Genomic DNA, 26,671 nt, shown 5'->3' on the forward strand with positions numbered 1-26,671 from the left:
AGAGGCAAGTTCTGTGAAGGCACGAAACAAGTGGCTGACGGCCCCCCTCGCCGCCGGCCTGTCCGCCGCCCTCCTCGGCGGCTGCGGCACCGAGCAGGGAAGCGGCTCCGGCGGCTCCGGAGGCGGCATACGCGTCGGCATGTCCGACGAGATCCTCGCCACCGACCCGGCGGCCGGCTACGACCCCGGCTCCTGGCTGCTGTTCAACAACGTCTTCCAGTCCCTCCTCGCCTTCCCGAAGGGCGGCTCCGAGCCGGAGCCCGAGGCCGCCGACAAGTGCGAGTTCTCCGGCGGCAGCAAGGTCTACACCTGCACCCTGCGCGACGGCCTCACCTTCTCCAACGGCAACAAGCTCACCTCGGAGGACGTCAAGTTCTCCTTCGAGCGCGCCCTCAAGATCGCCGACCCCTCCGGCCCGGCGCCGCTGCTCGCCACCATCGACACCATCGAGACCCCCGACGAGCGGACCGTCGTCTTCCGCCTCAAGGTCCCGGACGCCACCTTCCCCAGCAAGATCGCCTCCGGCGCGGGCTCCATCGTCGACCACCGCGACTACCCCGCCGACGCGCTCCGCACCGACGGCAAGGCCACCGGCTCCGGCCCGTACAAGCTGGACTCGTTCAGCGACACCGAGGCCGTCTTCTCCGCCAACCCCGGCTACAAGGGCAACGCCAAGCCCAAGAACGGCGCGGTCACCCTCAAGCTCTACCGCGGCGACCGCGCGGCCCTCGCCAAGGCCTTCACCGACGGCGACGTGGACGTCGCCTACCGAGGCCTCTCCGCCGACGACATCGCCGCCCTCGAGAACTCCGCCACCACGGCCGACAAGGGCATCGAGGTCATCCCCGGCAGCAGCGCCGAGGTCCAGCACCTCGTCTTCAACATGAAGGACCCGGTCGTCGGCAAGCTCGCCGTCCGCAAGGCCATCGCCCACCTCGTCGACCGCGAGGACCTCGTCGAGCACGTCTACCAGTCGACGGCCACCCCGCTCTACTCGATCGTCCCGGCCGGCATCGCCGGACACAACACCGCCTTCTTCGACACCTACGGCACCCCCGACGAGGCCAAGGCGAAGAAGGCCCTCCGCTCCGCCGGCATCACCGGCAAGGTGAAGCTCACCCTCTGGTCCACGCCCAGCCGCTACGGCCCGGCCACCGACCAGGAGCTCAAGGCCATCGCCGAACAGCTCAACACGAGCGGCCTCTTCGACGCCGACGTGAAGTCCGTCCCCTACGAGCAGTACGAGAAGGACATCGCCGCCGGCAAGTACGGCGTCTACGTCAAGGGCTGGGTCCCCGACTACCCCGACGCCGACAACTTCACCAGCCCCTTCTTCGGCGAGGGCAACGTGCTCGGCAACCACTACGAGAACGGCACCATCACGGGCAGCCTCCTCCCGAAGACCGCCGCCATCGCCGACCGCGCCGCCACCGCCGACGAGTACGGACACCTCCAGGACCTCGTCGCCGAGGAGCTCCCCGTCCTGCCGCTCTGGCAGGGCAAGCAGTACGCCGTCGCCCGCGAGGACGTCACCGGTCTCGAATGGACCCTCGACGCCTCGACCGTCTTCCGCTTCTGGGAGATCCGCAAGGGCTGACACCCCCTCCACGCACGGGGGCCCGGTACGCACCACGCGCACCGGGCCCTCCGTCGTTCCCGCGACTACTGGCCGCCGGCCCCCGGCCGCACCAGACCGCTCTCGTACGCGTACACCGCGGCCTGCACCCGGTCCCGCAGCCCCAGCTTCGTCAGCACATGACCCACGTGCGTCTTCACCGTCGTCTCGCTGACGAACAGGTCCGCCGCGATCTCCGCGTTCGACAGGCCCCGCGCCACCAGCTTCAGGACCTCCACCTCACGGTCCGTCAGGGTGTTCAGCGTGTCGGGCACCTGCTCCTCGCCCGTCGGCAGATGCGCCGAGTACTTGTCGAGCAGCCGGCGCGTGATCGACGGGGCCAGCATCGCCTCGCCCGCCGCCACCACGCGGATCGCCTGCACCAGCTCGTTCGCCGGAGCGTCCTTCAGGAGGAAGCCGCTCGCCCCCGCCCGCAGCGCCTCCACCACGTACTCGTCCAGATCGAAGGTCGTCAGGACCAGCACCTTCGCCGGACCGTCCCGCCCCGGACCCGTGATCTGCCGGGTCGCCTCCACCCCGTCCATCCGCGGCATCCGGATGTCCATCAGGACCACGTCCGGCTGCAGCGCGCGCACCTGCTCCTGCGCCTGCAGACCGTCCCCGGCCTCACCCACCACGGCGATGTCCTGCTCCGCCTCCAGGATCATCCGGAAGCCGGTCCGCAGCAGCGGCTGATCGTCGACCAACAGGACGCGGATCGTCACAAGGGCTCCTTCACGGGGCTGAGCTCACGCGGCACGCCCGACACGGCGCGGCCCGTGCTCAGGAAGACGGCCGGGCCGGGTCCATTCTGCCCTGCCCCGATTCACCCGACTCCGGCGGGCGCGCGGAAACGATCTTCAGGGGATAGACCGGGGGAGTCCCCCCGAACTCCGGGCAGACCGCCTGATGGTCACACCAACCGCACAGCTTCGTCGGCCGCGGCCGCCAGTCGCCCGACTCCGTGGCCAGCCGGATCGCGTCCCACAGCGCCAGCAGCTTCCGCTCCACCCGCAGCAGATCCGCCTCCACCGGGTCGTACGTCAGCACCTCCCCGCTGCCCAGGTACACCAGCTGCAGCCGCCGCGGGATCACCCCCTTCAGCCGCCACACCACCAGCGCGTAGAAGGTCATCTGGAACAGCGCGCCGTCCCGGTACTCGGGCCGCGGCGCCTTCCCCGTCTTGTAGTCGACGATCCGCACCTCGCCCGAGGGCGCCACGTCGACCCGGTCGATCACCCCGCGCAGCCGCAGCCCCGAATCCAGCTCCGTCTCCACGAACAGCTCGCGCTCGGCCGGCTCCAGACGCGTCGGGTCCTCCAGCGTGAACCACCGCTCGACCAGCCCCTCCGCCTCGCCCAGCCAGCCCGCGAGCCGCTCCCCCTCCGGATCCTCCGCGAACAGCTCGGCCAGCTCCGGCTTCGAGGCGAGGAGCCGCTCCCACTGCCCCGGCACCATCGACTTCGCCCGCGACGCCGTCCGCTCCGCCGCCGGATCGTCGAAGAGCCGCTCGAGCACCGCGTGCACCAGCGTGCCCCGCGTCGCCGCCGCGCTCGGCTTCTCCGGCAGCCGGTCGATCACCCGGAACCGGTACAGCAGGGGACACTGCATGAAATCGCTCGCCCGCGAGGGCGACAACGACATGGGTGCCCGGGGCTCCGCCGGCACCTGCTCGCTCGTACTCATGACAAGACCCTACGACCCGCCGCCGACAGCGGGCGGAATACCATCGACCTGGGACCCCGCCGCACTGCATGATCGAACCGTGACGCACCGACGCGGGTCACACCACGCGACGAAAGGAACCCGTGAACCAGGACGAGCCCAAGCCGCAGCGGACCGAGGAGCCCGGCGGCGGGATCCTCATGGGACGGCCCTTCGGCGTGCCCGTCTACGTCGCCCCCAGCTGGTTCGTCGTCGCCGCCCTGATCACCTGGGTCTTCGGCGACCAGATCGACCGGGTCCTGCCCGAGCTCGGCGCCGCCCGCTACCTCGTCTCCCTCTTCTTCGCCGTCGCCTTCTACGCCTCGGTGCTCGTCCACGAGCTCGCCCACACCCTCGCCGCGCTCCGCTTCAAGCTCCCGGTGCGCCGCATCCAGCTCCAGTTCTTCGGCGGCGTCTCCGAGATCGAGAAGGAGACCGAGACCCCCGGCCGCGAATTCGTCCTCGCCTTCGTCGGCCCCCTGCTCTCCCTCGTCCTCGCCGGCGTGTTCTACCTCTCGCTCTACGCGGTCGAGCCCGGCACCGTCCCCGGCGTCCTCCTCGGCGGCCTGATGATCTCCAACCTGATCGTCGCCGCCTTCAACCTGCTCCCCGGCCTCCCCCTCGACGGCGGCCGCATGCTCCGCGCCGTCGTCTGGAAGATCACCGGCAAGCCCATGAGCGGCACCGTCGCCGCCGCCTGGGTCGGCCGCGCCCTCGCCGTCCTCGTCCTCGTCGGCCTGCCCCTGCTCACCCGCACCGGCCTCCTGGGCAACTCCACCGACGACATCAGCGGCTTCGAGACCGTCACCGACGCGCTCCTCGCCGCCATCCTCGCCGCCATCATCTGGACCGGCGCCGGCAACAGCCTCCGCATGGCCCGCCTCCGCGAGCACCTCCCCGAGCTCCGCGCCCGCGCCCTCACCCGCCGCGCCATCCCCGTGGAACCGGTCACGCCCCTCTCCGAGGCCCTCCGCCGCGCCAACGAGGCCGGCGCCCGCGCCCTCGTCGTCGTCGACGCCACCGGCGAACCCACCGGCATCGTCCGCGAGGCCGCCATCGCCGCCGTGCCCCAGCACCGCCGTCCCTGGGTCGCCGTCAGCACCCTCGCCCAGGACCTCACCGACGGCATGCGGGTCCCCGCCGAACTCACCGGCCAGCCCCTCCTCGACCACCTCCGCGCCAGCCCCGCCACCGAGTACCTGGTGGTGGAGGACACCGGCGAGATCTACGGGGTCCTCGCCACCACCGACGTCGAGCGGGCCTTCGTCCGGGCCATGGCACGACCGTCCGCGTGACACCGGTACTCTGGTCACATGTCCGAACCGACCGGTGCCGCCCGCCGACGCGGGCCCTTCAAGGTCGGGGACCAGGTTCAGCTGACCGACCCCAAGGGCCGTCACTACACGTTCACGCTCGAAGAGGGAAAGAACTTCCACACCCACAAGGGTTCTTTCCCGCACGACGAACTGATCGGCGCCCCCGAGGGCAGCGTTGTCCGTACCACCGGAAACGTCGCCTACCTCGCGCTGCGCCCCCTGCTCCCCGACTACGTCCTGTCCATGCCCCGCGGCGCAGCCGTGGTCTACCCCAAGGACGCGGGGCAGATCCTGGCCTTCGCCGACATCTTCCCCGGCGCCCGCGTCGTGGAAGCGGGAGTGGGCTCGGGATCGCTGAGCAGCTTCCTCCTGCGCGCCATCGGAGACAGCGGCATGCTGCACTCCTACGAGCGCCGCGAGGACTTCGCCGAGATCGCCAAGGGCAACGTCGAGCGCTACTTCGGCGGCCCCCACCCCGCGTGGCAGCTGACCGTCGGCGACCTCCAGGACAACCTGTCCGACACCGACGTCGACCGCGTCATCCTGGACATGCTCGCCCCCTGGGAGTGCCTGGAGGCCGTCTCCAAGGCCCTCGTCCCCGGCGGCATCCTCTGCTGCTACGTGGCGACCACCACCCAGCTCGCCCGCACCGTGGAGTCCATCCGCGAGTTCGGCTGCTACGCCGAGCCGCAGCCCTGGGAGTCCATGATCCGCAACTGGCACGTCGAGGGCCTCGCCGTCCGCCCCGATCACCGCATGATCGGCCACACCGGCTTCCTCGTCACCGCCCGCCGCCTCGCGGACGGGGTCGAGCCCCCGATGCGCCGCCGCCGCCCCGCCAAGGGCGCCTACGGCGAGGACTACGAGGGCCCCAACAAGGGCTGAGTCCCGGAACCTGGCCGGCTCCCGGCACCGGGGCTGACGTCCCGACATTCACACCGCGCCGCCGTCGAGTTCCCCGCCCTCGCGGGAGAACTCGGCGGCGGCGTCCTCATGTTCGCCGCCCCGGGGGGCCGGGCGGCCGGACGTCCGCCGCGGGGCGAGATCCGTCGACCGACGTCCACCCCACCTGTTCCGTCCCCCTGTGACGTGTGGCACGATGCCGGGAACCCCGCCGCACCACCCCACAGGAGACGTCTCGCGTGCAGCCCTCCGCCGCCCCGGACCTCGCGGACCTCGCCCACACCCACGCCCGGCCGGCCCACTGGCTGGCCACCGCCACCGCGACCGCCGCGGTCGTCGCCCTCGCCGGACTGCTCCAGCCCGGCCCCGCCGGGGCCGGCACCGTCCAGGCCGCCGCCCCGCGCCCGGCCCCCGCTCCCGACGCCGCCACGGTCTCCTACCCCCTGGAATGCGGGGGAGGGCCCCGTACCGTCGCGAAGCGGGTCTCCGGAGACCTCGACGGCGACGGGAACCCCGAGACCGTTGCGGTCGTGCACTGCGAAGCCGGCTCCGGCACCCCGCCGAGCGGCGTCTACGTCCTCACCCGCGGCAAGGACGGCGGCACCCCCGCGCGCGTGGTGGCCACGCTCGTCGCACCCGAGCAGCACCGGAACGTCACCGAGCTCGCCGTGCGCGACGGAGCCGTGCGCGCCACCCTGCTCGGCTACTCGTCCCCCGACGTGCCCAGCTGCTGCCCCGACGAGGAGGAGCAGGTCAGCTGGCGCTGGCGGGGCGGCGCCTTCGTCCGCGGCGACGGGGTCGACGCGCTCGGCGTCTGAGCCGTCACTCGGCGTCGGGGCCGTACACCTCGACCTTGTCCGAGACCCGGCGCACATGGATGCAGTCGCCCGGGCACTCCTTCGCGGAGTCCACCACGTCCTGGAGCAGGGGCAGCGGCACCGGCGTGGTGGCCCCCGCGTCCTGGAGCAGCTCGTCGTCGGAGCTCTTCACATAAGCGAGCCCGTCGATGTCGAGCTCGAAGACCTCGGGCGCGTACTGCGCGCAGATCCCGTCACCGGTGCACAGGTCCTGGTCGATCCAGACTTCCAGCGCCTCCTCGGCGCCCGTCCCCGGGGCCTCGTGCTGCACGGTCATATCTCCTGCCGTTTCTGCTTCGCGCGATAAGTCGGGCCACCCCTGACGGGTGTTGACCGATGACGACGATACAACCGCCCGCTTTCAGACCGTGAAGGGTGGGTATTCCCCTGGCGAGAGGGGAAGCGCAAGGGTGAAGATCGGACACACCCCGGAGTCTTTTTGATCTAGGGGTTTCAATCACCACCCACGCAGGTAGGGTCAGGAAGCGTCCAGCTCCCCTTGGAGGAGGTGAGGACCGTGGCAGCCCACGACGACGACATCAACCGCGGCATCCGGCCGGGGCGGGGGTCTGAAGACCCCGCCGGTCAGGTTGCCTATCTCGAGCAGGAAATCGCCGTCCTGCGCCGCAAGCTCGCCGACTCTCCGCGCCACACGAGGATTCTCGAAGAGCGGATCGTCGAGCTGCAGAGCAACCTGGCCGGCGTGTCCGCGCAGAACGAACGACTCGCGAACACGCTCCGTGAGGCCCGCGACCAGATCGTGGCCCTCAAGGAGGAGGTCGACCGGCTCGCGCAGCCGCCGGCCGGCTTCGGTGTCTTCCTGCAGGCCAATGAGGACGGCACGTGCGACATCTTCACCGGGGGCCGCAAGCTCCGGGTGAACGTCAGCCCGAGCATCGAGCTCGAAGGGCTCAAGCGCGGCCAGGAAGTCATGCTCAACGAAGCGCTCAACGTGGTCGAGGCCATGGAGTTCGAGCGCGCCGGGGACATCGTCACCCTCAAGGAGATCCTCGAGGACGGCGAGCGCGCCCTGGTGGTGGGGCACACCGACGAGGAGCGGGTGGTGAGGCTCGCCGAGCCTCTGCTGGACGTCACCATCCGCGCCGGCGACGCCCTGCTGCTCGACCCCAGGTCCGGCTACGTCTACGAGGTGGTCCCCAAGAGCGAGGTCGAGGAGCTCGTTCTTGAAGAGGTCCCGGACGTCGACTACGACAAGATCGGCGGTCTGGGCAACCAGATCGAGCTGATCCGCGACGCGGTCGAGCTCCCGTACCTCTACCCGGACCTCTTCAAGGAGCACGAACTGCGGCCGCCCAAGGGCATCCTGCTCTACGGCCCGCCCGGCTGCGGCAAGACGCTGATCGCGAAGGCCGTGGCCAACTCCCTGGCCAAGAAGGTCGCCGAGGTGACCGGTCAGCCCGCGGGGAAGTCCTACTTCCTCAACATCAAGGGCCCCGAGCTCCTCAACAAGTACGTCGGTGAGACCGAGCGGCACATCCGCCTCGTCTTCCAGCGTGCCCGGGAGAAGGCGAGCGAGGGCACCCCCGTGATCGTCTTCTTCGACGAGATGGAATCCCTCTTCCGCACCCGCGGCTCCGGTGTCAGCTCGGACGTGGAGAACACCATCGTCCCGCAGCTGCTCGCCGAGATCGACGGCGTGGAGGGCCTGGAGAACGTCATCGTCATCGGCGCCTCCAACCGCGAGGACATGATCGACCCGGCGATCCTGCGGCCCGGCCGGCTCGACGTCAAGATCAAGATCGAGCGTCCGGACGCGGAGGCCGCGAAGGACATCTTCGCGAAGTACCTCACGGCCAACCTGCCGCTCCACTCGGACGACATCTCCGAGCACAGCGGCTCGAAGGCCGCCGCCGCCCACGGAATGATCCAGTCCGTCGTCGAGCAGATGTACGCGGAATCCGAGGAGAACCGCTTCCTCGAAGTCACGTACGCCAACGGCGACAAGGAAGTCCTGTACTTCAAGGACTTCAACTCCGGCGCGATGATCCAGAACATCGTCGACCGGGCCAAGAAGATGGCCATCAAGGCCTTCCTCGACCACAACCAGAAGGGCATCCGGGTCTCCCACCTCCTCCAGGCCTGCGTGGACGAGTTCAAGGAGAACGAGGACCTGCCCAACACCACCAACCCCGACGACTGGGCCCGGATCTCCGGAAAGAAGGGCGAGCGGATCGTGTTCATCCGCACGCTCGTCACCGGAAAGCAGGGCGCGGACACCGGACGCTCCATCGACACGGTGGCCAATACCGGCCAGTACCTGTAAAACGCCCACCGGCTGCGGATGTCCGGAAACCGGGCATCCGCAGCCGACGCATTCCACCCGGCATTTCCCGGCCTCACAGGGAAATGCCGCAACCGATCTCCCCACCAGCGCGGAGCCGTTCTAGGCTCATCGGTACCGCCGAGTCGCGCACCGTGAGCGCCGCCGGGCAAGGAGGGCCGCATGACCGTACGGCGAGTAATGGGCATCGAGACGGAGTACGGGATCTCCGTCCCGGGACACCCGAACGCCAATGCCATGCTCACCTCGTCCCAGATCGTCAACGCCTACGCGGCGGCGATGCACCGGGCGCGCCGCGCCCGCTGGGACTTCGAGGAGGAGAACCCGCTGCGGGACGCCCGCGGCTTCGACCTCGCCCGCGAGGCCGCCGACTCCAGCCAGCTCACCGACGAGGACATCGGCCTGGCCAACGTGATCCTCACCAACGGGGCCCGCCTCTACGTGGACCACGCCCACCCCGAGTACAGCGCGCCCGAGGTCACCAACCCGCGCGACGCCGTCCTCTGGGACAAGGCCGGCGAGCGGATCATGGCCGAGGCGGCCGAGCGCGCCGCCCAGCTCCCCGGGGCCCAGCCCATCCACCTCTACAAGAACAACACCGACAACAAGGGCGCGTCCTACGGCACGCACGAGAACTACCTGATGAAGCGGGAGACCCCCTTCTCGGACATCGTGCGCCACCTCACGCCCTTCTTCGTCTCCCGCCAGGTCGTCACCGGCGCGGGACGGGTCGGCATCGGCCAGGACGGGCGGGAGAACGGCTTCCAGCTCAGCCAGCGCGCCGACTACTTCGAGGTCGAGGTGGGCCTGGAGACCACCCTCAAGCGGCCCATCATCAACACCCGGGACGAGCCGCACGCCGACGCCGAGAAGTACCGCCGCCTGCACGTGATCATCGGCGACGCGAACCTCTCGGAGATCTCCACCTACCTCAAGCTCGGCACCACCGCCCTCGTCCTCTCGATGATCGAGGACGGCTTCATCACGGTCGACCTCGCCGTCGACCAGCCGGTCCGCACCCTGCACCAGGTCTCGCACGACCCGTCGCTCCAGTACCTGATCACGCTCCGCAGCGGCCGGACGCTGACCGCGGTCCAGCTCCAGATGGAGTACTTCGAGCTGGCCAGGAAGTACGTGGAGGAGCGCTACGGCTCCGACGCGGACGAGCAGACCATGGACGTCCTCTCGCGCTGGGAGGACACCCTGGGGCGCCTGGAGACCGATCCGATGAGCCTCGCCGGCGAGCTGGACTGGGTCGCCAAGCGGGAGCTCATGGAGGGCTACCGGCGCCGGGACGGCCTGGACTGGGACGCGGCCCGGCTGCACCTGGTGGACCTCCAGTACGCGGACGTACGCCCCGACAAGGGCCTCTACAACCGTCTGGTGGCCCGCGGGCGCATGAAGCGGCTGCTGGACGAGGCCGAGGTGGAGCGGGCCGAGACGGCGCCTCCGGAGGACACCAGGGCCTATTTCCGGGGCCGCTGCCTGGAGCAGTACGCCGACGACGTCGCCGCGGCCTCCTGGGACTCGGTGATCTTCGACCTGCCCGGCCGGGACTCCCTCCAGCGCGTGCCGACCCTGGAGCCGCTGCGCGGCACCAAGGCCCACGTGAAGTCACTGCTGGACCGCTGCCGGACCGCGGAGGAACTCGTCCGCGTCCTGTCCGGCGGCTGAACCGGGGGCCCGGTACGGGCCTGAAATGCCCCGGCGCTGGGAATCATGGAATCAGTGCCCGGGCGTTGTGGAAACTGCGGGGCCGAAATCAGACCCGACCTATAGGGTCTGATCTTGTACGGACTCAACCGAGCGGGCCGATTCGAGCGGGGTGAGGGATATGGCGACCAAGGACACCGGCGGCGGACAGCAGAAGGCGACGCGATCCACGGAGGAGGTCGAGGAGACCACCACCGAGGCGAGCTCCGACCTCAAGGAACGCCAGGAGAAGCTGAGCGACGACGTGGACTCCGTCCTGGACGAGATCGACGACGTGCTCGAGGAGAACGCAGAGGACTTCGTGCGTTCCTTCGTTCAGAAGGGCGGCGAGTAGCCGCCTCACGCGCCTGTCGTCCTCCGTCCCCGGAGCCCGGTGAAAGCCGTGGGTCCGGGGACGGATGACAAGCGGTGGCACGGGTAAGGTCCGTGCACAGCATCCAAGATCAGCCGGTGCCTCCCACGACCGGCCGACTGTCCCACCGGAAGGAATCGCGTGGAAGCCAACCCTCGAAGCACCGGGCGTCTGCCGGCGGCCTTCCTGACGCCGGGGTCGTCCTCGTTCATGGACTTCCTGGCGGATCACTCGCCGGAGCTGCTCCCGGGGAACCGGAAGCTGCCCGAGGGGATCGTCGAGGCCCCGCACGGCACCACCATCGTGGCCGCGACGTTCCCGGGGGGCGTCGTGCTCGCCGGTGACCGCCGGGCCACCATGGGGAACATGATCGCGCAGCGGGACATCGAGAAGGTGTTCCCGGCCGACGAGTACTCGGCCGTCGGCATCGCCGGCACCGCCGGCCTCGCCGTGGAGATGGTCAAGCTGTTCCAGCTGGAGCTGGAGCACTTCGAGAAGGTGGAGGGCGCGACGCTCTCCCTGGAGGGCAAGGCGAACCGTCTCTCCACCATGATCCGGGGCAACCTGGGCATGGCCATGCAGGGGCTCGCCGTCGTGCCGCTCTTCGCGGGCTGGGACGAGGGCAAGGAGAAGGGCCGGATCTTCTCGTACGACGTGACGGGCGGCCGCTCCGAGGAGCACGGCTTCGCCGCCACCGGCTCCGGCTCGATCTTCGCGCGCGGCTCGATGAAGAAGCTGTACCGCGCCGACCTGACCGAGGAGCAGGCCACCACGCTGGTGGTGCAGGCGCTCTACGACGCGGCGGACGACGACTCGGCGACCGGCGGTCCCGACATGGCCCGCCGGATCTTCCCGATCGTCACCGTCATCACCGACGAGGGTTTCCGCAGGCTCAGCGAGGCGGAGTCCTCCGAGCTGGCCCGATCGGTCACCGAGCGGCGTCTGGAGCAGCCCGACGGGCCGCGCGCCGCCCTGCTCTGACCGTTCCGTCGCCCGCAGAAGCCCTTCAGACCGGAAGAAAGGGACGGTAGCCGGTGTCCACGCCGTTCTATGTCTCACCCCAGCAGGCCATGGCGGACCGGGCCGAGTACGCCCGCAAGGGCATCGCCCGCGGCCGCAGCCTGGTCGTCCTCCAGTACACCGACGGCATCGTCTTCGTCGGTGAGAACCCGTCCCGTGCGCTGCACAAGTTCAGCGAGATCTACGACCGGATCGGCTTCGCGGCCGCCGGCAAGTACAACGAGTACGAGAACCTCCGCATCGGCGGTGTGCGCTACGCCGACCTGCGGGGCTACACCTACGACCGGGACGACGTCACCGCGCGCGGCCTGGCCAACGTCTACGCCCAGACCCTGGGCACGATCTTCTCCAGCGCGGGGGAGAAGCCCTACGAGGTGGAGCTGGTCGTCGCCGAGGTCGGCTCCGAGCCGGAGGGCGACCAGATCTACCGGCTGCCGCACGACGGCTCGATCGTGGACGAGCACGGCTCGGTCGCGGTCGGCGGGAACGCGGAGCAGATCAGCTCCTTCCTCGACCAGCGGCACCGGGACGGCATGACGCTGGCCGAGGCCCTGAAGCTGGCCGTGCAGGCCCTGTCGCGGGACACCAACGGCACCGAGCGGGAGATCCCCGCGGAGCGCCTGGAGGTGGCGGTGCTGGACCGCACGCGTCCGCAGCAGCGCAAGTTCAAGCGGATCGTCGGCCGCCAGCTGTCGCGTCTCCTGGAGGCGGACAACGCGGCGGCGGCGAAGACGGACGAGCCCTCGGACGAGGTGCCCGAGGAGTAGTCGCGGCTCTGCGACGGAGGGGCCCCGGTCCGGGTGGACCGGGGCCCCTCCGTCGTACCGGCGCTCAGGCGGCCGGTGCGGGGCCCGTGGAGCCGCGCGGGACCAGGCCGACGGGCAAGGAGACGGGCTCGGGCCGTTCGCCCGCGAGAACGGCGAGGAGCGCTTCCATGCCCCGGCGGCCGAACTCCTCGGCGGGCAGCCGGACCGTGGTCAGCTCGGGCTCCAGCACGGTCGCCAGGGCCATGTCGTCGAAGCCGGTGACCGAGAGGTCCTCGGGGACCCGCAGGCCGAGCCGGCGCGCGGCCTTGCAGACGCCGGCCGCGAGGATGTCGTCGTCGCAGATCACCGCCGTGGGCCGGGCGCCGGGAGCGGCGAGGGCCCGGCCGGCGGCCTCCCGGGCGTCCGCGACGTTCAGCGCCGAGCGCACGGTGCGCACGTCCGCGCCGCGCAGGGCGTGGGCGAGCACCTCGGCCCGCACGTCGAAGGTCCAGGACGGCGCGGCGGACGCTAGGTGGAGGAAGCGGCGGTGGCCGAGGGCGAGCAGGTGGTCGGTCACCCGGCGCATGCCGTCGGCGACGTCGAGGTTCACATGGGCGGCGGCTCCCGGGTCGGCCGGGTCGCTGTCGAGCATGACGAGGGGCAGGCCGGTGCCCCGGAGGGCCTTGAGGGCGTCGGTGGCCATCGAGGAGGCGATCACGCCGTCCAGGGCGGCCTGGGCCGAGGCGAAGGGGTCGCGGGCGGGGCCGACGCCGTCGGGGGAGGGGTAGAGGACGACGCCGAAGCCGTGCCGGGCCGCCACGGCGGCGGCTCCGGTGTACACGTGGGCGAAGAACTCGTTGGTGAGCGCGGGCACCACGAGGAGGGCCGTGCGGGTGCGGCCGAGGCGCAGGTTGCGGGCGGCGAGGTTGGGCCGGTAGCCCAGCTCGTGGGCGGCGAGGCGGACCGACTCGGCGGTGCGCTCGGAGACGCGGCCCCGCCACTTGTCGCCGAGGACGAGGGAGACGGTGGCCTGGGAGACGCCCGCGGTCCGGGCGACGTCCCGGCTGGTGGGGCGGGCGCCGCCGAGCGGGTCGTGGGACTGCACGGGGGGCCTCCGCGTGGGACGGTGGATCGGGGCGGGGGTGCGGGGTGGACCCGCGTACAGGCGACATGGTACGTATGACTCTGGACGTTATACGTAAAACCCCGGCCTGATGCCGAGGTGACGGGAGAGTGACATGGCCACCGAGGCCCCCGCGCACGGCGGCTATCTCGACATACTCCGGGCGCCCCACGCGGCCCGGCTCCTCGCCGGAACCCTCGTCGGGCGCCTGCCCAACGGCACCGGCCCCATCGCCATGACCCTGTTCGTCCGGGACCAGGGCGGCAGCTACACGCTGGCCGGCGGGCTCATCGCGGCCTACGGCGTCGCCAACGCCGTCGGACAGCCGCTCCTCGGCCGCGCCGTCGACCTCAAGGGCCAGCCCCGCGTCCAGCTGCCCGCCGCCGTGCTCTCCGCCCTCGGCATGGCCCTCTTCGCCCTCACCGGCATCGGGCACCTGGCCCTGGCCTACGCCGCCGTCGTGGCCGCCGGCCTCTTCACCCCGCCCCTGGAGGGCGGCCTGCGCGCCCTGTGGCCGAGCGTCCTGGGCCGCGAGGACCGGGTCCACCGGGCGTACGCCCTGGACGCCGTCGCCCAGGAGGTCATGTTCACCGTGGGCCCCCTCCTGGTGACGCTCCTGGTCGCCCTGCGCTCGCCCGCCGCCGCCCTCCTCGTCATCAACGTCCTGGGCATCCTCGGCGCCCTCGCCGTCGTCCTCTCCGAGCCGTCCCGCGCCTGGCGCTCCGCCGCCCGCGAGGCCCACTGGCTGGGCGCCCTGCGCTCGCCCGGGCTCCTCGCCCTCCTCGGCTCGTTCTTCTTCGTCGGCCTCGCCCTCGGCTCCATCACGGTCGCCGCGGTCGCCTACGCCGACGACCGGGGCACGCCCTCCGTGTACGGCTGGCTGATGGCCGCCCTCGGCCTGGGCGCGCTGGGCGGCGGCGTCCTCTACGGCGCGCGGCAGTGGTCCGGGGCGCCCGAGGGGCGGCTGCGGGTCCTCGTGGGCCTCCTCGCCGTCTGCTACCTGCCGCTGATGCTCACCCCCGGCCCCGTCGCCATGACCGGCCTCTCGGTGCTCTCCGGGGTCTTCCTCGCCCCCGCCCTCGCCTGCGCGTTCATCGTGGTCGACCGGCACGCCCCGAGCGGCACCGTCACCGAGGCCTTCTCCTGGCTGGTGACCACCTTCGGCGTCGGCGCGGCCCTGGGCTCCGCCGTCGCGGGGCCCGCGATCGAACTGGCCGGAACGGTGGCCGGGTTCGCGGTGGCCGGCGCGGGCGGGCTCGTCGCGCTCCTGGTCCTGCTCGCCACCGGGCGTGTCCTCGCCGCCCCCCGGACGGCCGAAGGAGTCGCGCGACACGCCGTCGCGGAGCCGGTCCCCACCGCCGTACAGACGGAAAAGAACACGCACTGATCGGAAAATGATCGAAACGGGGACGTCCAACCCGGTTTCAGCGCACGCCGTCAGGCGTAATGTTCAGACATGGACCGCCGCATTTTCGGGCTGGAGAACGAGTACGGCGTCACGTGCACGTTCAGGGGACAGCGCCGACTGTCTCCTGACGAAGTGGCGCGCTACCTCTTCCGCCGTGTCGTGTCATGGGGCCGCAGCAGCAATGTCTTCCTGCGGAACGGCGCCCGCCTGTACCTGGACGTGGGTTCGCATCCGGAATACGCCACACCGGAATGCGACAACGTGACCGAACTGGTCACCCACGACAAGGCGGGCGAGCGCATTCTCGAGGGCCTGCTCGTCGACGCCGAACGCCGCCTGCACGAGGAGGGAATCGCGGGCGACGTCTACCTCTTCAAGAACAACACCGACTCGGCCGGAAACTCCTACGGCTGCCACGAGAACTATCTCGTCGCCCGGCACGGAGAGTTCTCCCGGCTCGCGGACATCCTCATTCCCTTCCTCGTGACGCGGCAGCTCATCTGCGGCGCGGGAAAGGTCCTCCAGACCCCCCGCGGCGCGGTCTACTGCGTCTCCCAGCGCGCCGAGCACATCTGGGAGGGCGTCAGCTCCGCCACCACCCGCTCGCGCCCCATCATCAACACCCGGGACGAACCGCACGCCGACGCCGAGCGCTACCGCCGGCTGCACGTCATCGTCGGCGACTCCAACATGTCCGAGACGACCATGCTGCTCAAGGTCGGCGCCACCGACCTCGTGCTCCGCATGATCGAGGCGGGCACGGTGATGCGCGACCTGACCCTGGAGAACCCCATCCGGGCCATCCGCGAGGTCAGCCACGACATCACCGGACAGCGCAAGGTCCGCCTCGCCAGCGGCCGCGAGGCCTCCGCCCTGGAGGTCCAGCGCGAGTACTACGAGAAGGCCGTGGACTTCGTCGACCGCCGGGGCATCCGCTCCGGCACGGTCGCCCAGGTCCTGGAGCTGTGGGGCCGTACGCTCGACGCGATCGAGAGCGAGCAGCTCGACCGGATCGAGACCGAGATCGACTGGGTCATGAAGTACAAGCTCATCGAGCGGTACCGGGCCAAGCACAACATGACCATGTCGAACCCGAGGGTCGCGCAGATAGACCTCGCCTACCACGACATCCACCGTCGTCGCGGGCTGTACTACCTGCTCCAGAAGAACGGCCAGGCGGCCCGCATCTGCAACGACCTGAAGATCTTCGAGGGCAAGTCGGTGCCCCCGCAGACCACTCGGGCCCGGCTGCGCGGCGACTTCATCCGCCGCGCGCAGGAGCAGCGGCGGGACTTCACCGTCGACTGGGTCCACCTCAAGCTCAACGACCAGGCTCAGCGCACGGTGTTGTGCAAGGACCCGTTCCGGTCCGTCGACGACCGGGTGGAAAAGCTGATCGCCGGAATGTAGGCAGGTCGGATCGACCGGCAGGGCCCCGCACGTTCGGCGTGCGGGGCCCTCGACGTGACAGGAGGAGCGCCTAGAGTGTCGGCACAACTACTGTGCCGTCTGAGATCTGAGGAACACGTGCGCCGACTTGCCGGCCTTCTCGTCGTCCCGCTGCTGCTGCTCTCCACAGCGGCGTGCGGCAGCGACGACAAGGGCTCCGATTCCGCCTCGATGAAGAACGGGCTGCCCGCCATCACCGCGGGGCAGAAGTTCGGGGAGAAGCCGACCCTCGCCAAGGGCGAGGGCGACCCGCCCAAGGAACTCAAGGTCAACGTCATCAGCGAGGGCAAGGGCCCGGTGACGAAGAAGGGCGACGCGCTCTCGGTCAACTATCTGGGCCAGGCCTGGGACTCCACCACCCCCTTCGACAACAGCTTCGACCGCGGCGAGCCGTTCAGCCTGACACTCGGCGAGGGCAAGGTCATCAAGGGCTGGGACCAGGGCCTGGAGGGCCAGAAGGTCGGCAGCCGCATCGAGATCGGCATCCCGCCGGAGCTCGGTTACGGTGCGGCCGGCTCGCCGCCGAGCATCAAGCCCAACGCCACCCTCGTCTTCGTCGTGGACATCCTGAAGGCCGTGACGATCCCGAAGTCCGCCACGGGCACCGTGGTCGCCCAGGACGACAAGGACCTGCCGAAGGTCGGTACGAACACCGACGGCAAGGCCCCCTCGCTGACGGTCCCGAAGACCGACCCGCCGACCAAGCTGGTCTCGAACTACGTGCTCGAGTCCAACGGCGAGGCGGTCAAGGCCACCGACACGGTCGTCGTGAACTACGTCGCCGCCCTGTGGAAGGACGGCAAGGTCTTCGACTCGACCTACACCACGGGCAAGCCCGCGAACTTCCCGCTCGCGAACCTGACGCTGAAGGGCCTCAAGGACGGTCTCGTCGGCAAGAAGATCGGCAGCCGTGTCCTGATCGTCGCCCCGCCGTCCGAGGCGTTCGGCGACAAGGAGCAGCAGGGCATCCCGAAGAACTCCACGCTGGTCTTCGCCGTGGACATCCTGACGAAGGTGTAAGACTGTCCCGTTCGCGCGGAACGTCATCGCGCAGTTCATCGGTTTGAGGAGCAGTTCAGTGAGCATCGAGAAGCCCGAGATCGACTTCCCGGGCGGCGAGCCGCCGAAGGACCTGGAGATCAAGGACATCTGGGAGGGCGACGGCGAGGTCGCCAAGGCCGGCCACTTCGCGCAGGTCCACTACGTGGGCGTGGCCTTCTCCACCGGCGAGGAGTTCGACGCCTCCTGGAACCGCGGCACCCCGCTCGAGTTCAAGCTCGGCGCCGGCCAGGTCATCCAGGGCTGGGACACGGGCATCCAGGGCATGAAGGTCGGCGGCCGCCGCCAGCTGACCATCCCCGCCCACCTCGCCTACGGCGACCGCGGCGCCGGCGGCAAGATCGCCCCGGGCGAGACGCTGATCTTCGTCTGCGACCTCGTGGCCGTACGGGGCTGACCCGGTCCAGGTCGTTCCGGGGCCCCCGCCGTCCACGGCGGGGGCCCTCGGCTTTGGTCCCGACACCCCGGGGCGGTACGGTCGGACGTCCGAGAAGTGGAACCGGCGGAAGGGTGCGGGGCGTCGATGGCGATTGCCAAGTCCGAGCGGCTGATGAATCTCGCGCTGTGTCTGCTCGGGACGCGCCGTCCGCTGAGCAAGCGGGAGCTCCGCGGCTCCATCGAGGCCTACCTCGAAGCGAGCGGCGACGAGGCCTTCAACCGCATGTTCGAGCGGGACAAGGACGACCTCCGCGAGCTCGGCCTGGTCATCGAGACCGTCGAGAACCTGGAGGGCGAGACCGGCTACCTCGCCCGCCGCGACTCCAACCGGCTGCCGCCGATCACCCTGGACGCCGAGGAGGCCGCCGCGCTCGGCCTCGCCGCCAAGGTGTGGCAGCAGGCCCGCCTCGCCGGAGCCGCCAGCGGCGCCCTCCAGAAGCTCCGCGCCGCCGGCATGCCCGAGGCCGAGGACTCGTACGAGACCCAGCCCAGCGCCCTCGAACCGCGCATCCCGGTCCACGAGGCCGCCTTCGAGCCGCTCATGCTGGCCTGCCGCGACCGCCGGCCCGTCGTCTTCGACTACCGCAAGGCCAACGCGGCCCGCCCCGAGACCCGCCACGTCGAGCCCTGGACCCTGGAGTGCTGGCGCGGCCACTGGTACCTGGCCGGCTGGGACCGCGACCGGGGCGCCGAGCGCGTCTTCCGGCTCTCCCGCATCACCGGCAAGGTCCGCTCCCGCGCCGGCGCCTTCACCGCGCCCGTCCCCGACGTCGTGACCGTCCGGGAGACCGTCGAGAGCTGGGCCGGCGAGACCGCCACCCGCTCCGCCCGGATCCGGCTCCGCGCCGGCTGCGGCTACCCGCTGCGGGCCCGCGCCCGGGCCGTGACCGAGGGTGACGGCTGGGACGAGCTGGAGATCCCGTACGGGCACGGGCTCGACGCCTGGCTCGTCGAGTTCGGCCCCGACGTCGTCGTGCTGGAGCCCGCCGATCTGCGGGCCGATGTGGTGGAGCGGCTGCGCGCCGTGGCCAAGGGCTGAGGGGGAGACGTACCGCATGGCTGCCAACGCGATCGACCAGACGAGGCGGATGCTCTCGCTCGTCACCTATCTCCGTGAGCGCCCCGGCGCCCACGTCGCCGACGTGGCGCGCGCCTTCGGGATCACCGAGGACGAGCTGATCTCCGACCTGGACGTGCTGCCCATGTGCGGCACCAGCTTCCGGGGCGGCGACCTCCTGGACATCGACACCGACGGCGACCGGATCTGGTGGCACAACCCCGACGACGTCGCCGAGCCGCTGCGGCTCGCCGCCGACGAGGCCACCGCGCTGCTCGTCGCAGCCCGGGCCGTCGCCACCCTGCCGGGGCTCCGCGAGAGCGACCGGGACGCCCTCCTGCGCGCCACCGCCAAGCTGGAGGCGGCGGCCGGCGAGGCCGCCGGGGCCAGCGCCCGGCTCTCGGTGACCTTCGAGTCCGAGGGCGGGGTCTTCGCCGAGGTCGACCGGGCCATCTCGGAGCGCCGACGCCTGTGGGTGCGGTACTACTCGCCCGCGCGCGACGAGCTCACCGAGCGCGAGGTCGACCCGATCCGGCTCTTCGCCGTCGGCCACACCTACATGGAGGCGTGGTGCCGGCTCTCCGAGGCGCGCCGCACCTTCCGGCTCGACCGGGTCGTGGAGATCCGGATCCTCGACGAGCACGCGGCGCCGCCGGAGCTGGAGCTGCGCGACCTCTCCGAGGGCCTGGTGCACCCGTCCGCCGACGACCCCGAGGTCGTGGTCGAGGTGGGTCCCGGCGGGCGCTGGGTCGCCGAGTACTACCCGCACGACCGGGCCGAGGAGCTGCCGGACGGCGGACTGCGGATCACGCTGCGGACGCCGGACCCGGCCTCGCTGCGCAGGCTGGCGCTGCGGCTCGGCAGCGACGGGCGGATCGTCGCGCCGGCGGAGCTGGCCGACAGCGCGAGGACGGCGGCGGCCGCCGCGCTCGCCGCGTACGAGGGTGTGTGAGCGGTGGGCGAGTCCGCCGGTCACGGGGGCGTCCGCGCGGGCGTGTGACGTTCCCCGCCCCCGGGACGCTGTTACTGACGTGATGCCAGAGTCGAGAGAGATGAGGGAGATGTCCGTGATGCACGGTTTTGCGGCGTCCATGGCCCCGGTCCTCTTCAAGGCCGCCTGCCCCGACTGCCGCTCGCGCTTCGAACTCTCCGCGAGCGCCCTGCGCCTCGCCATCGGGGCGAGCCGCCGCACCACCTTCTACTCCTTCACCTGCCCCGAGTGCGGCAGCTCCGTCCGCAAGCCCGCGGGCGAGCGCATCGTCGAACTCCTCACCGGCGGCGGCGTCCGCACCCTGCGCCTCCACACCACCGTCTGAACGACCCGCGCCCGCCCAAGGTCTAGGCTCAGCACATGTTCTGGCCCATGCTCGCCATCGCCCTCGGCTTCCTCGGCATCGCCGTCCTCGGCGTCCTCGCCGTCAAGGTGTTCCTGGAGGTCCAGCGCCTCGGCCGTCAAGTGGCCCACGCCACACACCGGATCCAGCAGGCCGCCGAGGAGCTCGAGACCGCCACCGTCGGCCTCGCCCGAACCGGTGAGACGCTCCGCTGAGTCCGTCCCCCGCGCCGCGGCAAGCGGCGCCGGTCGCGGTCGGTGGGACGCAATCGGGAGTACGCAGGGGCATTGCCCCGCGTTTACTCCTGCGGGTTACGATCGCAGGCAGCGCGGTGGCCGGACGCATGTCCGACCTGCCGGGCACGTACTCCCTGTCGCCTCGGTGAAGAAGGTAAACAGCTATGGGTAGGCTCGGCCCCACCGAGATCATTCTCATTCTCGTCGTCGTCATCCTCCTGTTCGGCGCCAAGAAGCTCCCGGACATGGCGCGCTCGCTGGGCAAGTCGGCCCGCATCCTCAAGAGCGAGGCCAAGGCGATGAAGGCGGACGACCAGCAGAGCGCCCCCGCCGACCCCCCGCACGCCGGAACCGGCACGCAGGAGCCCGCCCCGCGCACCATCCAGGCCGCTCCCGGCGACGTGACCAGCGCGCGTCCCGTGACCGAGCCCTCGGACACCACCAAGCGCTGACCCGGTCCGCCGCGGCCGCCGCACCGGGCGGCGGCCTGCCGCACGAGATGAGGACGTGGGTTGCCCAAGTCTGCCCGCAAGCAGGAGAAGGATCCCGAGGGTCGGATGCCCCTCGTGGAGCACCTGCGTGAACTCCGCAACCGACTGGCGAAGGGTCTCCTCGCCATCGCAGCGGTGACGATCGTGGCCCTCGTGTACAGCGAGGAGCTCATGCAGTTCCTGACGAGATCGGTGCCCACCTGCGCACCGGGCGTCAACAGCAACGGCGGCAACTGCGCGATCGTCTCCTTCAACACGCTGATGGCCCCCTTCAGCACGACGATCCAGCTGTCCCTGACGGCGGGCCTCGTCGTCGCCAGCCCCGTCTGGCTCTACCAGCTGTGGGCCTTCGTCGCGCCGGGCCTGCACAAGAACGAGAAGAAGTACACGTACGCGTTCGTGGGCGCGGCCGTGCCGCTGTTCGCCGCCGGCGCCTACCTGGCGTACCTCATCCTCCCCGTCAGCGTGAAGGTCCTCATCAGCCTCACGCCCGAGGGCTCCGCGAACATCCTCTCGCTCGGCGACGTCCTCGACTTCACCCTGCGCATGGTGCTCGTCTTCGGCCTCGCCTTCGAGCTCCCGCTCGTGCTGGTGATGCTCAACCTCACCGGAGTCCTCTCCGGCCGCCGCATGGCCGGCTGGTGGCGCGGCGTGATCATGGGCGTCTTCGTCTTCGGCGCCGTCATCACCCCCACCACCGACCCCGTCGGCATGCTCGCCCTCGCCGGACCCATCACCGTCCTGTACTTCGGGGCCGTCGGGTTCTCCCTCCTCAACGACCGCCGGCGCCGGCGCGCCAACCCGGACGCCGAGCTCGACGACGACGAGGCCTCCTCGCTCGACCTCACCCCCGAGGCCGTCGGGGCCGTCGAGTCCGTGGGCGCGGCCCGCGTCCTGCCCGAGCAGGCCACCGGGGAGCACGGCGCGAGCGCGCAGCGGCTCAACGGTTACGACGACATCACGTGATCGCGTAGGCGGCGTCGTCCGATCGCGCAGGGGCCCCGGACCCGGTCCGGGGCCCCTCGGCGCGTCCCGGGGTACCTCGACACATCCCGGAATCGAGCCCTCCGCATCCCCTCGTCAAAGATCGCGTCACTGTCACAGGGGGCGGGTAGGCTCGACAACAAGATGACAGAGGACCTCACACCAGCCGAGGCGTACGCGGCCGCCCGCGCCCGCAACGCCGAGCGGCGCACCGCACTGGCGCCCTTCCGCGAGCTGTACGACTTCGATCTGGACCCCTTCCAGATCGAGGCGTGCCGGGCTCTCGAAGCGGGAAAGGGCGTGCTCGTCGCCGCGCCCACGGGCTCCGGCAAGACCATCGTGGGCGAGTTCGCCGTCCACCTCGCCCTCACGCAGGGCCGCAAGTGTTTCTACACGACCCCCATCAAGGCGCTGTCGAACCAGAAGTACGCCGACCTCGTCAAGCGGTACGGCCCCGACAAGGTCGGCCTGCTCACCGGCGACAACAGCGTGAACGGCGACGCCCCGATCGTCGTCATGACCACCGAAGTCCTCCGCAACATGCTCTACGCGGGGTCCCAGGCCCTCTCCGGCCTCGGGTACGTGGTGATGGACGAGGTCCACTACCTCTCCGACCGCTTCCGCGGCGCCGTCTGGGAGGAAGTGATCATCCACCTCCCCGAGTCCGTCACCCTCGTCTCGCTCTCCGCGACCGTGTCCAACGCCGAGGAGTTCGGCGACTGGCTCGACACCGTCCGCGGCGACACCGAGGTCATCGTCTCGGAGAGCCGCCCCGTCCCCCTCTGGCAGCACGTCCTCGCCGGACGCCGGATGTACGACCTCTTCGAGGAGGAGACCGACCACGGCGGCCGCGGCGCGTCCCGGCGCGAGGTCAACCCCGACCTCCTCCGCCTCGCCCGCACCGAGAACACGCGCACGTACAACCCGCGCGACCGGCGGCGCGGCAAGATGGTCCGCGAGGCCGACCGCGAGCGCGAGCGCCGCCAGCGCTCCCGGATCTGGACCCCCGGCCGGCCCGAGGTCATCGAGCGCCTCGACGCCGAGGGCCTCCTGCCCGCGATCACCTTCATCTTCAGCCGCGCCGGCTGCGAGGCCGCCGTCCAGCAGTGCCTCTACGCCGGCCTGCGGCTCAACGACGACGAGGGACGGCAGCGCGTCCGCGAGATCGTCGAGGCGCGCACGGCCGCCATCCCCGGCGAGGACCTGCACGTCCTCGGGTACTACGAGTGGCTCGAAGCCCTGGAGCGGGGCATCGCCGCCCACCACGCCGGCATGCTCCCGACCTTCAAGGAGGTCGTCGAGGAGCTCTTCGTCCGCGGCCTCGTCAAGGCCGTCTTCGCCACCGAGACCCTCGCCCTCGGCATCAACATGCCCGCGCGCTCCGTCGTCCTCGAGAAGCTCGTCAAGTGGAACGGCGAGCAGCACGCCGACATCACCCCCGGCGAGTACACCCAGCTCACCGGCCGCGCCGGCCGCCGCGGCATCGACGTCGAGGGCCACGCCGTCGTGCTCTGGCAGCGCGGGCTGGACCCCGACCACCTGGCCGGACTCGCCGGCACGCGCACGTACCCCCTGCGCTCCAGCTTCAAGCCCTCGTACAACATGGCGGTCAACCTCGTCGACCAGTTCGGCCGGCACCGCTCGCGCGAACTCCTGGAGACGTCCTTCGCCCAGTTCCAGGCCGACCGCTCCGTCGTGGGCATCTCGCGCCAGGTCCAGCGGAACGAGGAGGGGCTCCAGGGCTACCGCGAGGGCATGACCTGCCACCTCGGGGACTTCGAGGAGTACGCGCGGCTCCGCCGCGACCTCAAGGACCGGGAGACCGAGCTGGCCCGGCAGGGCGCCGCCCAGCGCCGCGCCCAGGCCGCCAGCTCCCTGGAGAAGCTCAAGCCCGGCGACGTCATCCACGTCCCCACCGGCAAGTTCGCGGGCCTCGCCCTCGTCCTCGACCCCGGCATCCCGGCCGGCCGCACCAACGGCCACCGCGGCTTCGAGCACCACGACGGGCCGCGCCCCCTCGTCCTCACCGCCGAGCGGCAGGTCAAGAGGCTCGCCTCCATCGACTTCCCGGTCCCGGTCGAGGCACTGGAGCGCATGAGGATCCCCAAGTCCTTCAACCCGCGCTCCCCGCAGTCCCGCCGCGACCTCGCCTCCGCCCTGCGGACCAAGGCCGGGCACATCAACCCCGAGCGCCACCACCGGCAGCGCTCCGCCGCCGCCGACGACCGCGAGATCGCCCGGCTGCGCACCGCCATCCGCGCGCACCCCTGCCACGGCTGCGACGAGCGCGAGGACCACGCCCGCTGGGCCGAGCGCTACCACCGCCTCCAGCGCGACACCCAGCAGCTGGAGCGGCGCATCGAGGGCCGCACCAACACCATCGCCCGCACCTTCGACCGGATCGTCGCGCTCCTCACCGAGCTCGACTACCTGCGCGGCGACGAGGTCACGGACAACGGCAAACGGCTCGCCCGGCTCTACGGCGAGCTCGACCTGCTGGCGAGCGAATGCCTCCGCGACCGCGTGTGGGAGGGCCTCACCCCGGCCGAGCTCGCCGCCTGCGTCTCGGCGCTGGTGTTCGAGGCGCGGCAGGCCGACGACGCCGTCGCGCCCAAGCTGCCCACGGGCAACGCGAAGGCGGCGCTCGGCGAGATGGTCCGGATCTGGGGCCGGCTGGACGCCCTCGAAGAGGAGTTCAAGATCAACCAGGCGGAGGGGGTCGGCCAGCGCGAGCCCGACCTCGGCTTCGCCTGGGCCGCCTACCAGTGGGCCTCCGACAAGAGCCTCGACGAGGTGCTCCGCGAGGCGGAGATGCCCGCCGGCGACTTCGTCCGCTGGTGCAAGCAGGTGATCGACGTCCTCGGACAGATCGCCGCGGCGGCGCCCAAGGAGAACAGCACGGTCGCCAAGAACGCCCGCAAGGCCGTGGACGCGTTGCTGCGCGGAGTCGTCGCCTACAGCTCCGTGGGCTGACGGTCCGGCGGTCGTCGAAGGGCCCGTGGCGTGCGCGCCACGGGCCCTTCGCATGCCGTCGACAGAGGTCGTCCACAGGTGCTCATCCACAGGGGTGGCGTGTGCGGGGCCGTTCCGCTTGCATGGACTCGCAAGCAGGGAAGGTCGGTTGGGGAGGGGACGTACATGACCACGCGAGCAGGTCATTCGCATGCCGGGACAAGGGGCGAGGGGCGGTCGACGGGGGAGGAGGCCTCGAGGGAAGCTCCGGTTGTCGTCGAGGGGCCGCGGGGCGTGCCCTTCCTCGGGAACCTGCCCGCCTTCGGCAAGAACCCCCTCGCCTTCTTCGAGGAGCTCCGGGGCCGGGGCGACTTCGTCCGCTGGCGCTTCGGCGGCAAGCCCTCGCTCTTCGTCGCGCACCCCGACGCGGTCGGCGAGCTCCTCACCGAGGTCGAGCGCACCTTCGACCAGCCCGACCTCGGCATCGCCTTCCGTACGCTCCTCGGCAACGGCGTCATCGTCTCCAAGGGCGCGGACTGGCGGCGCAAGCGGTCCCTGGTGCAGCCCTCCGTCCGCCCGAAGCAGGTCCGTTCCTACGCGGCGACGATGAGCGAGTGCGCCGTCGCCCTCGCCGACCGGTGGGATGACGGACAGCGGGTCGACGTCAAGAAGGAGATGGCCGCCCTCACCCAACTCGTCGCCGTCCGCACCATCTTCGGCGTCGACACGGCGGCCGACGCCGAGGCCATCGGCCGGGCCATGGACATCGCGCAGAAGGAGATCGGGGCCGAGTTCAGCGGCATCGGGGCGGTCCTGCCCGACTGGGTCCCCACGCCCGGCCGCGCCCGGATCAAGCGCGCCACCGCCGTCATCGACGCGGAGGTCTCCCGCGTCGTGTCCCGGCACCGCGACGGCGAGACCGAGCGCCCGGACCTGCTCAGCCGCCTGCTCGCCGCCCGGGACGAGACCGGTGCGGCCCTCTCCGACCAGGAGATACGGGACGAGACCGTCACCCTCTACATCGGCGGCCACGAGACCACGAGCTCCACCCTCGTCTGGGCCTGGTACCTGCTCTCCCGCAACCCCCGGGTCCGCGAGGCCCTCACGGAGGAACTCGACCGGGTCCTCGCCGACCACGAGCCCGGCTACGACGACTACGCCTCCCTGACGTACACCCAGGCGGTCATCAAGGAGACCCTCCGGCTGTACCCCACGATCTGGCTGATCACGGGCCTGGCCAAGGAGGGTGCCACCCTCGGCGGCATGCCGGTGCCCGTCGGCACCCGCGTCTGGTCCAGCCAGTGGGCGACCCACCGTGACCCCCGCTGGTACGGCGACGCCGAGGCCTTCCGCCCCGAGCGGTGGATCGATCGGGACGGCGAACCCGCCGAGGAGATACCGGAGTACGCCTGGTTCCCCTTCGGCGGCGGTCCCCGCGTCTGCCTCGGCACCCGCTTCGCCCTCGTCGAAGCGGTCCTCGTCCTCGCGGTCCTGGCACGCCGCTACCACCTGGACGTCGCCGCGGACGAGATCCTCCCGGTCCCGAGCCTCACCCTCCAGCCGGACCGCGACGTCCTGGCCACGGTCCACGCGCGGAAGTGAGGGGCGGCGA

Annotated in this window: 25 protein-coding genes; 21 read left to right on the forward strand and 4 right to left on the reverse strand. The window is 71.1% G+C overall.

Annotation, left to right across the window (positions count from 1 at the left end; translation table 11 throughout):
• Positions 1–13: 13 nt before the first annotated feature.
• A complete protein-coding gene (locus ACFYUZ_RS14515) occupies positions 14–1,597 on the forward strand; it encodes an ABC transporter substrate-binding protein (RefSeq protein WP_389308864.1) in 1,584 nt (527 codons plus the stop codon).
• Between the two features lie 65 nt (positions 1,598–1,662).
• Here ACFYUZ_RS14515 and ACFYUZ_RS14520 read toward each other — a convergent pair whose 3' ends face one another.
• Positions 1,663–2,340, reverse strand: a complete 678-nt coding sequence (locus ACFYUZ_RS14520; RefSeq protein WP_030691890.1) for a response regulator transcription factor — start codon at positions 2,338–2,340, stop codon at positions 1,663–1,665.
• Between the two features lie 58 nt (positions 2,341–2,398).
• Positions 2,399–3,301, reverse strand: a complete 903-nt coding sequence (locus ACFYUZ_RS14525) for a RecB family exonuclease (RefSeq protein ID WP_389308866.1) — start codon at positions 3,299–3,301, stop codon at positions 2,399–2,401.
• Between the two features lie 179 nt (positions 3,302–3,480).
• Between ACFYUZ_RS14525 and ACFYUZ_RS14530 the strand changes: the two genes are divergently transcribed.
• From ACFYUZ_RS14530 to ACFYUZ_RS14540, 3 genes are all read left to right on the forward strand, one after another.
• A complete protein-coding gene (locus ACFYUZ_RS14530; RefSeq protein ID WP_389309329.1) occupies positions 3,481–4,614 on the forward strand; it encodes a site-2 protease family protein in 1,134 nt (377 codons plus the stop codon).
• Between the two features lie 18 nt (positions 4,615–4,632).
• Entirely contained in the window at positions 4,633–5,520 is an 888-nt protein-coding gene (locus tag ACFYUZ_RS14535; protein ID WP_015032448.1) for a tRNA (adenine-N1)-methyltransferase, read from the forward strand.
• A gap of 257 nt (positions 5,521–5,777) precedes the next feature.
• The gene (locus ACFYUZ_RS14540) at positions 5,778–6,356 is read left to right on the forward strand and encodes a hypothetical protein (protein ID WP_389308868.1); all 579 of its coding nucleotides are present in this window, start codon (positions 5,778–5,780) and stop codon (positions 6,354–6,356) included.
• A gap of 4 nt (positions 6,357–6,360) precedes the next feature.
• On the opposite strand, the gene ACFYUZ_RS14545 is transcribed toward ACFYUZ_RS14540, so the two are convergent.
• On the reverse strand, positions 6,361–6,672 hold the full coding sequence (locus tag ACFYUZ_RS14545; protein ID WP_389308870.1) for a ferredoxin: 312 nt from the start codon (positions 6,670–6,672) through the stop codon (positions 6,361–6,363).
• 240 nt (positions 6,673–6,912) lie between these two features.
• Here ACFYUZ_RS14545 and arc point away from each other — a divergent pair, with 240 nt between their 5' ends.
• The 5 genes from arc (at position 6,913) to prcA (ending at position 12,549) form a co-directional block, all read left to right on the forward strand.
• Entirely contained in the window at positions 6,913–8,679 is a 1,767-nt protein-coding gene (arc, locus tag ACFYUZ_RS14550; RefSeq protein WP_389308872.1) for a proteasome ATPase, read from the forward strand.
• Positions 8,680–8,859: 180 nt separating this feature from the next.
• Entirely contained in the window at positions 8,860–10,371 is a 1,512-nt protein-coding gene (gene dop, locus ACFYUZ_RS14555; protein WP_389308874.1) for a depupylase/deamidase Dop, read from the forward strand.
• Positions 10,372–10,531: 160 nt separating this feature from the next.
• Entirely contained in the window at positions 10,532–10,744 is a 213-nt protein-coding gene (locus tag ACFYUZ_RS14560; protein WP_015032443.1) for a ubiquitin-like protein Pup, read from the forward strand.
• A 159-nt stretch (positions 10,745–10,903) separates the two neighbouring features.
• Positions 10,904–11,743 (forward strand): proteasome subunit beta, encoded by an 840-nt coding sequence (gene prcB / locus ACFYUZ_RS14565; RefSeq protein WP_352020559.1) that lies wholly within the window; start codon positions 10,904–10,906, stop codon positions 11,741–11,743.
• 53 nt (positions 11,744–11,796) lie between these two features.
• The gene (prcA, locus tag ACFYUZ_RS14570) at positions 11,797–12,549 is read left to right on the forward strand and encodes a proteasome subunit alpha (protein WP_389308876.1); all 753 of its coding nucleotides are present in this window, start codon (positions 11,797–11,799) and stop codon (positions 12,547–12,549) included.
• Between the two features lie 64 nt (positions 12,550–12,613).
• On the opposite strand, the gene ACFYUZ_RS14575 is transcribed toward prcA, so the two are convergent.
• On the reverse strand, positions 12,614–13,633 hold the full coding sequence (locus tag ACFYUZ_RS14575) for a LacI family DNA-binding transcriptional regulator (RefSeq protein WP_389308878.1): 1,020 nt from the start codon (positions 13,631–13,633) through the stop codon (positions 12,614–12,616).
• Positions 13,634–13,766: 133 nt separating this feature from the next.
• Between ACFYUZ_RS14575 and ACFYUZ_RS14580 the strand changes: the two genes are divergently transcribed.
• The 12 genes from ACFYUZ_RS14580 to ACFYUZ_RS14635 all read left to right on the forward strand — a co-directional run bounded on the left by ACFYUZ_RS14580 (position 13,767) and on the right by ACFYUZ_RS14635 (position 26,661).
• Positions 13,767–15,038 carry an MFS transporter gene (locus ACFYUZ_RS14580; RefSeq protein ID WP_389308880.1) on the forward strand — a complete coding sequence of 424 codons (1,272 nt, stop codon included), beginning with the start codon at positions 13,767–13,769 and terminating at the stop codon, positions 15,036–15,038.
• A 69-nt stretch (positions 15,039–15,107) separates the two neighbouring features.
• Positions 15,108–16,469: a Pup--protein ligase gene (gene pafA, locus ACFYUZ_RS14585; RefSeq protein ID WP_351193271.1), complete on the forward strand. Its 1,362-nt coding sequence runs from the start codon at positions 15,108–15,110 to the stop codon at positions 16,467–16,469.
• Positions 16,470–16,586: 117 nt separating this feature from the next.
• Positions 16,587–17,528: an FKBP-type peptidyl-prolyl cis-trans isomerase gene (locus ACFYUZ_RS14590; RefSeq protein ID WP_389308882.1), complete on the forward strand. Its 942-nt coding sequence runs from the start codon at positions 16,587–16,589 to the stop codon at positions 17,526–17,528.
• A 58-nt stretch (positions 17,529–17,586) separates the two neighbouring features.
• On the forward strand, positions 17,587–17,964 hold the full coding sequence (locus tag ACFYUZ_RS14595; protein ID WP_389308884.1) for an FKBP-type peptidyl-prolyl cis-trans isomerase: 378 nt from the start codon (positions 17,587–17,589) through the stop codon (positions 17,962–17,964).
• Between the two features lie 126 nt (positions 17,965–18,090).
• Positions 18,091–19,044: a helix-turn-helix transcriptional regulator gene (locus tag ACFYUZ_RS14600; protein ID WP_389308886.1), complete on the forward strand. Its 954-nt coding sequence runs from the start codon at positions 18,091–18,093 to the stop codon at positions 19,042–19,044.
• A gap of 16 nt (positions 19,045–19,060) precedes the next feature.
• Positions 19,061–20,014: a YafY family protein gene (locus ACFYUZ_RS14605; RefSeq protein WP_190160463.1), complete on the forward strand. Its 954-nt coding sequence runs from the start codon at positions 19,061–19,063 to the stop codon at positions 20,012–20,014.
• A 100-nt stretch (positions 20,015–20,114) separates the two neighbouring features.
• A complete protein-coding gene (locus ACFYUZ_RS14610) occupies positions 20,115–20,378 on the forward strand; it encodes a hypothetical protein (RefSeq protein ID WP_123450571.1) in 264 nt (87 codons plus the stop codon).
• Between the two features lie 35 nt (positions 20,379–20,413).
• Entirely contained in the window at positions 20,414–20,611 is a 198-nt protein-coding gene (locus ACFYUZ_RS14615; protein WP_389308888.1) for a hypothetical protein, read from the forward strand.
• 185 nt (positions 20,612–20,796) lie between these two features.
• Complete coding sequence (gene tatA / locus ACFYUZ_RS14620; RefSeq protein ID WP_030691908.1) at positions 20,797–21,084, forward strand: Sec-independent protein translocase subunit TatA; 288 nt, start codon at positions 20,797–20,799, stop codon at positions 21,082–21,084.
• Between the two features lie 105 nt (positions 21,085–21,189).
• Positions 21,190–22,089 carry a twin-arginine translocase subunit TatC gene (tatC, locus tag ACFYUZ_RS14625; protein WP_389308890.1) on the forward strand — a complete coding sequence of 300 codons (900 nt, stop codon included), beginning with the start codon at positions 21,190–21,192 and terminating at the stop codon, positions 22,087–22,089.
• Positions 22,090–22,251: 162 nt separating this feature from the next.
• A complete protein-coding gene (locus ACFYUZ_RS14630) occupies positions 22,252–25,080 on the forward strand; it encodes a DEAD/DEAH box helicase (protein WP_389308892.1) in 2,829 nt (942 codons plus the stop codon).
• Positions 25,081–25,245: 165 nt separating this feature from the next.
• Positions 25,246–26,661, forward strand: a complete 1,416-nt coding sequence (locus tag ACFYUZ_RS14635) for a cytochrome P450 (RefSeq protein ID WP_389308894.1) — start codon at positions 25,246–25,248, stop codon at positions 26,659–26,661.
• The last annotated feature ends 10 nt before the right edge of the window (positions 26,662–26,671 follow it).

It is taken from the genome of Streptomyces sp. NPDC004266 (genome assembly GCF_042874095.1).
Taxonomy (GTDB): Bacteria; Actinomycetota; Actinomycetes; order Streptomycetales; family Streptomycetaceae; genus Streptomyces.

What these genes read in the sequence shown, in the direction of transcription:
- ACFYUZ_RS14525 (WP_389308866.1), bottom strand. Translation starts at nt 3,301, where the DNA reads ATGAGTACGAGCGAGCAGGTGCCGGCGGAGCCCCGGGCACCCATGTCG.
- ACFYUZ_RS14580 (WP_389308880.1), top strand. Translation starts at nt 13,767, where the DNA reads ATGGCCACCGAGGCCCCCGCGCACGGCGGCTATCTCGACATACTCCGG.
- ACFYUZ_RS14630 (WP_389308892.1), top strand. Translation starts at nt 22,252, where the DNA reads ATGACAGAGGACCTCACACCAGCCGAGGCGTACGCGGCCGCCCGCGCC.
- ACFYUZ_RS14605 (WP_190160463.1), top strand. Translation starts at nt 19,061, where the DNA reads ATGGCTGCCAACGCGATCGACCAGACGAGGCGGATGCTCTCGCTCGTC.
- ACFYUZ_RS14600 (WP_389308886.1), top strand. Translation starts at nt 18,091, where the DNA reads ATGGCGATTGCCAAGTCCGAGCGGCTGATGAATCTCGCGCTGTGTCTG.
- dop (WP_389308874.1), top strand. Translation starts at nt 8,860, where the DNA reads ATGACCGTACGGCGAGTAATGGGCATCGAGACGGAGTACGGGATCTCC.
- ACFYUZ_RS14615 (WP_389308888.1), top strand. Translation starts at nt 20,414, where the DNA reads ATGTTCTGGCCCATGCTCGCCATCGCCCTCGGCTTCCTCGGCATCGCC.
- ACFYUZ_RS14535 (WP_015032448.1), top strand. Translation starts at nt 4,633, where the DNA reads ATGTCCGAACCGACCGGTGCCGCCCGCCGACGCGGGCCCTTCAAGGTC.
- ACFYUZ_RS14560 (WP_015032443.1), top strand. Translation starts at nt 10,532, where the DNA reads ATGGCGACCAAGGACACCGGCGGCGGACAGCAGAAGGCGACGCGATCC.
- ACFYUZ_RS14635 (WP_389308894.1), top strand. Translation starts at nt 25,246, where the DNA reads ATGACCACGCGAGCAGGTCATTCGCATGCCGGGACAAGGGGCGAGGGG.
- ACFYUZ_RS14610 (WP_123450571.1), top strand. Translation starts at nt 20,115, where the DNA reads ATGAGGGAGATGTCCGTGATGCACGGTTTTGCGGCGTCCATGGCCCCG.
- tatC (WP_389308890.1), top strand. Translation starts at nt 21,190, where the DNA reads ATGCCCCTCGTGGAGCACCTGCGTGAACTCCGCAACCGACTGGCGAAG.
- tatA (WP_030691908.1), top strand. Translation starts at nt 20,797, where the DNA reads ATGGGTAGGCTCGGCCCCACCGAGATCATTCTCATTCTCGTCGTCGTC.
- ACFYUZ_RS14530 (WP_389309329.1), top strand. Translation starts at nt 3,481, where the DNA reads ATGGGACGGCCCTTCGGCGTGCCCGTCTACGTCGCCCCCAGCTGGTTC.
- pafA (WP_351193271.1), top strand. Translation starts at nt 15,108, where the DNA reads ATGGACCGCCGCATTTTCGGGCTGGAGAACGAGTACGGCGTCACGTGC.
- ACFYUZ_RS14545 (WP_389308870.1), bottom strand. Translation starts at nt 6,672, where the DNA reads ATGACCGTGCAGCACGAGGCCCCGGGGACGGGCGCCGAGGAGGCGCTG.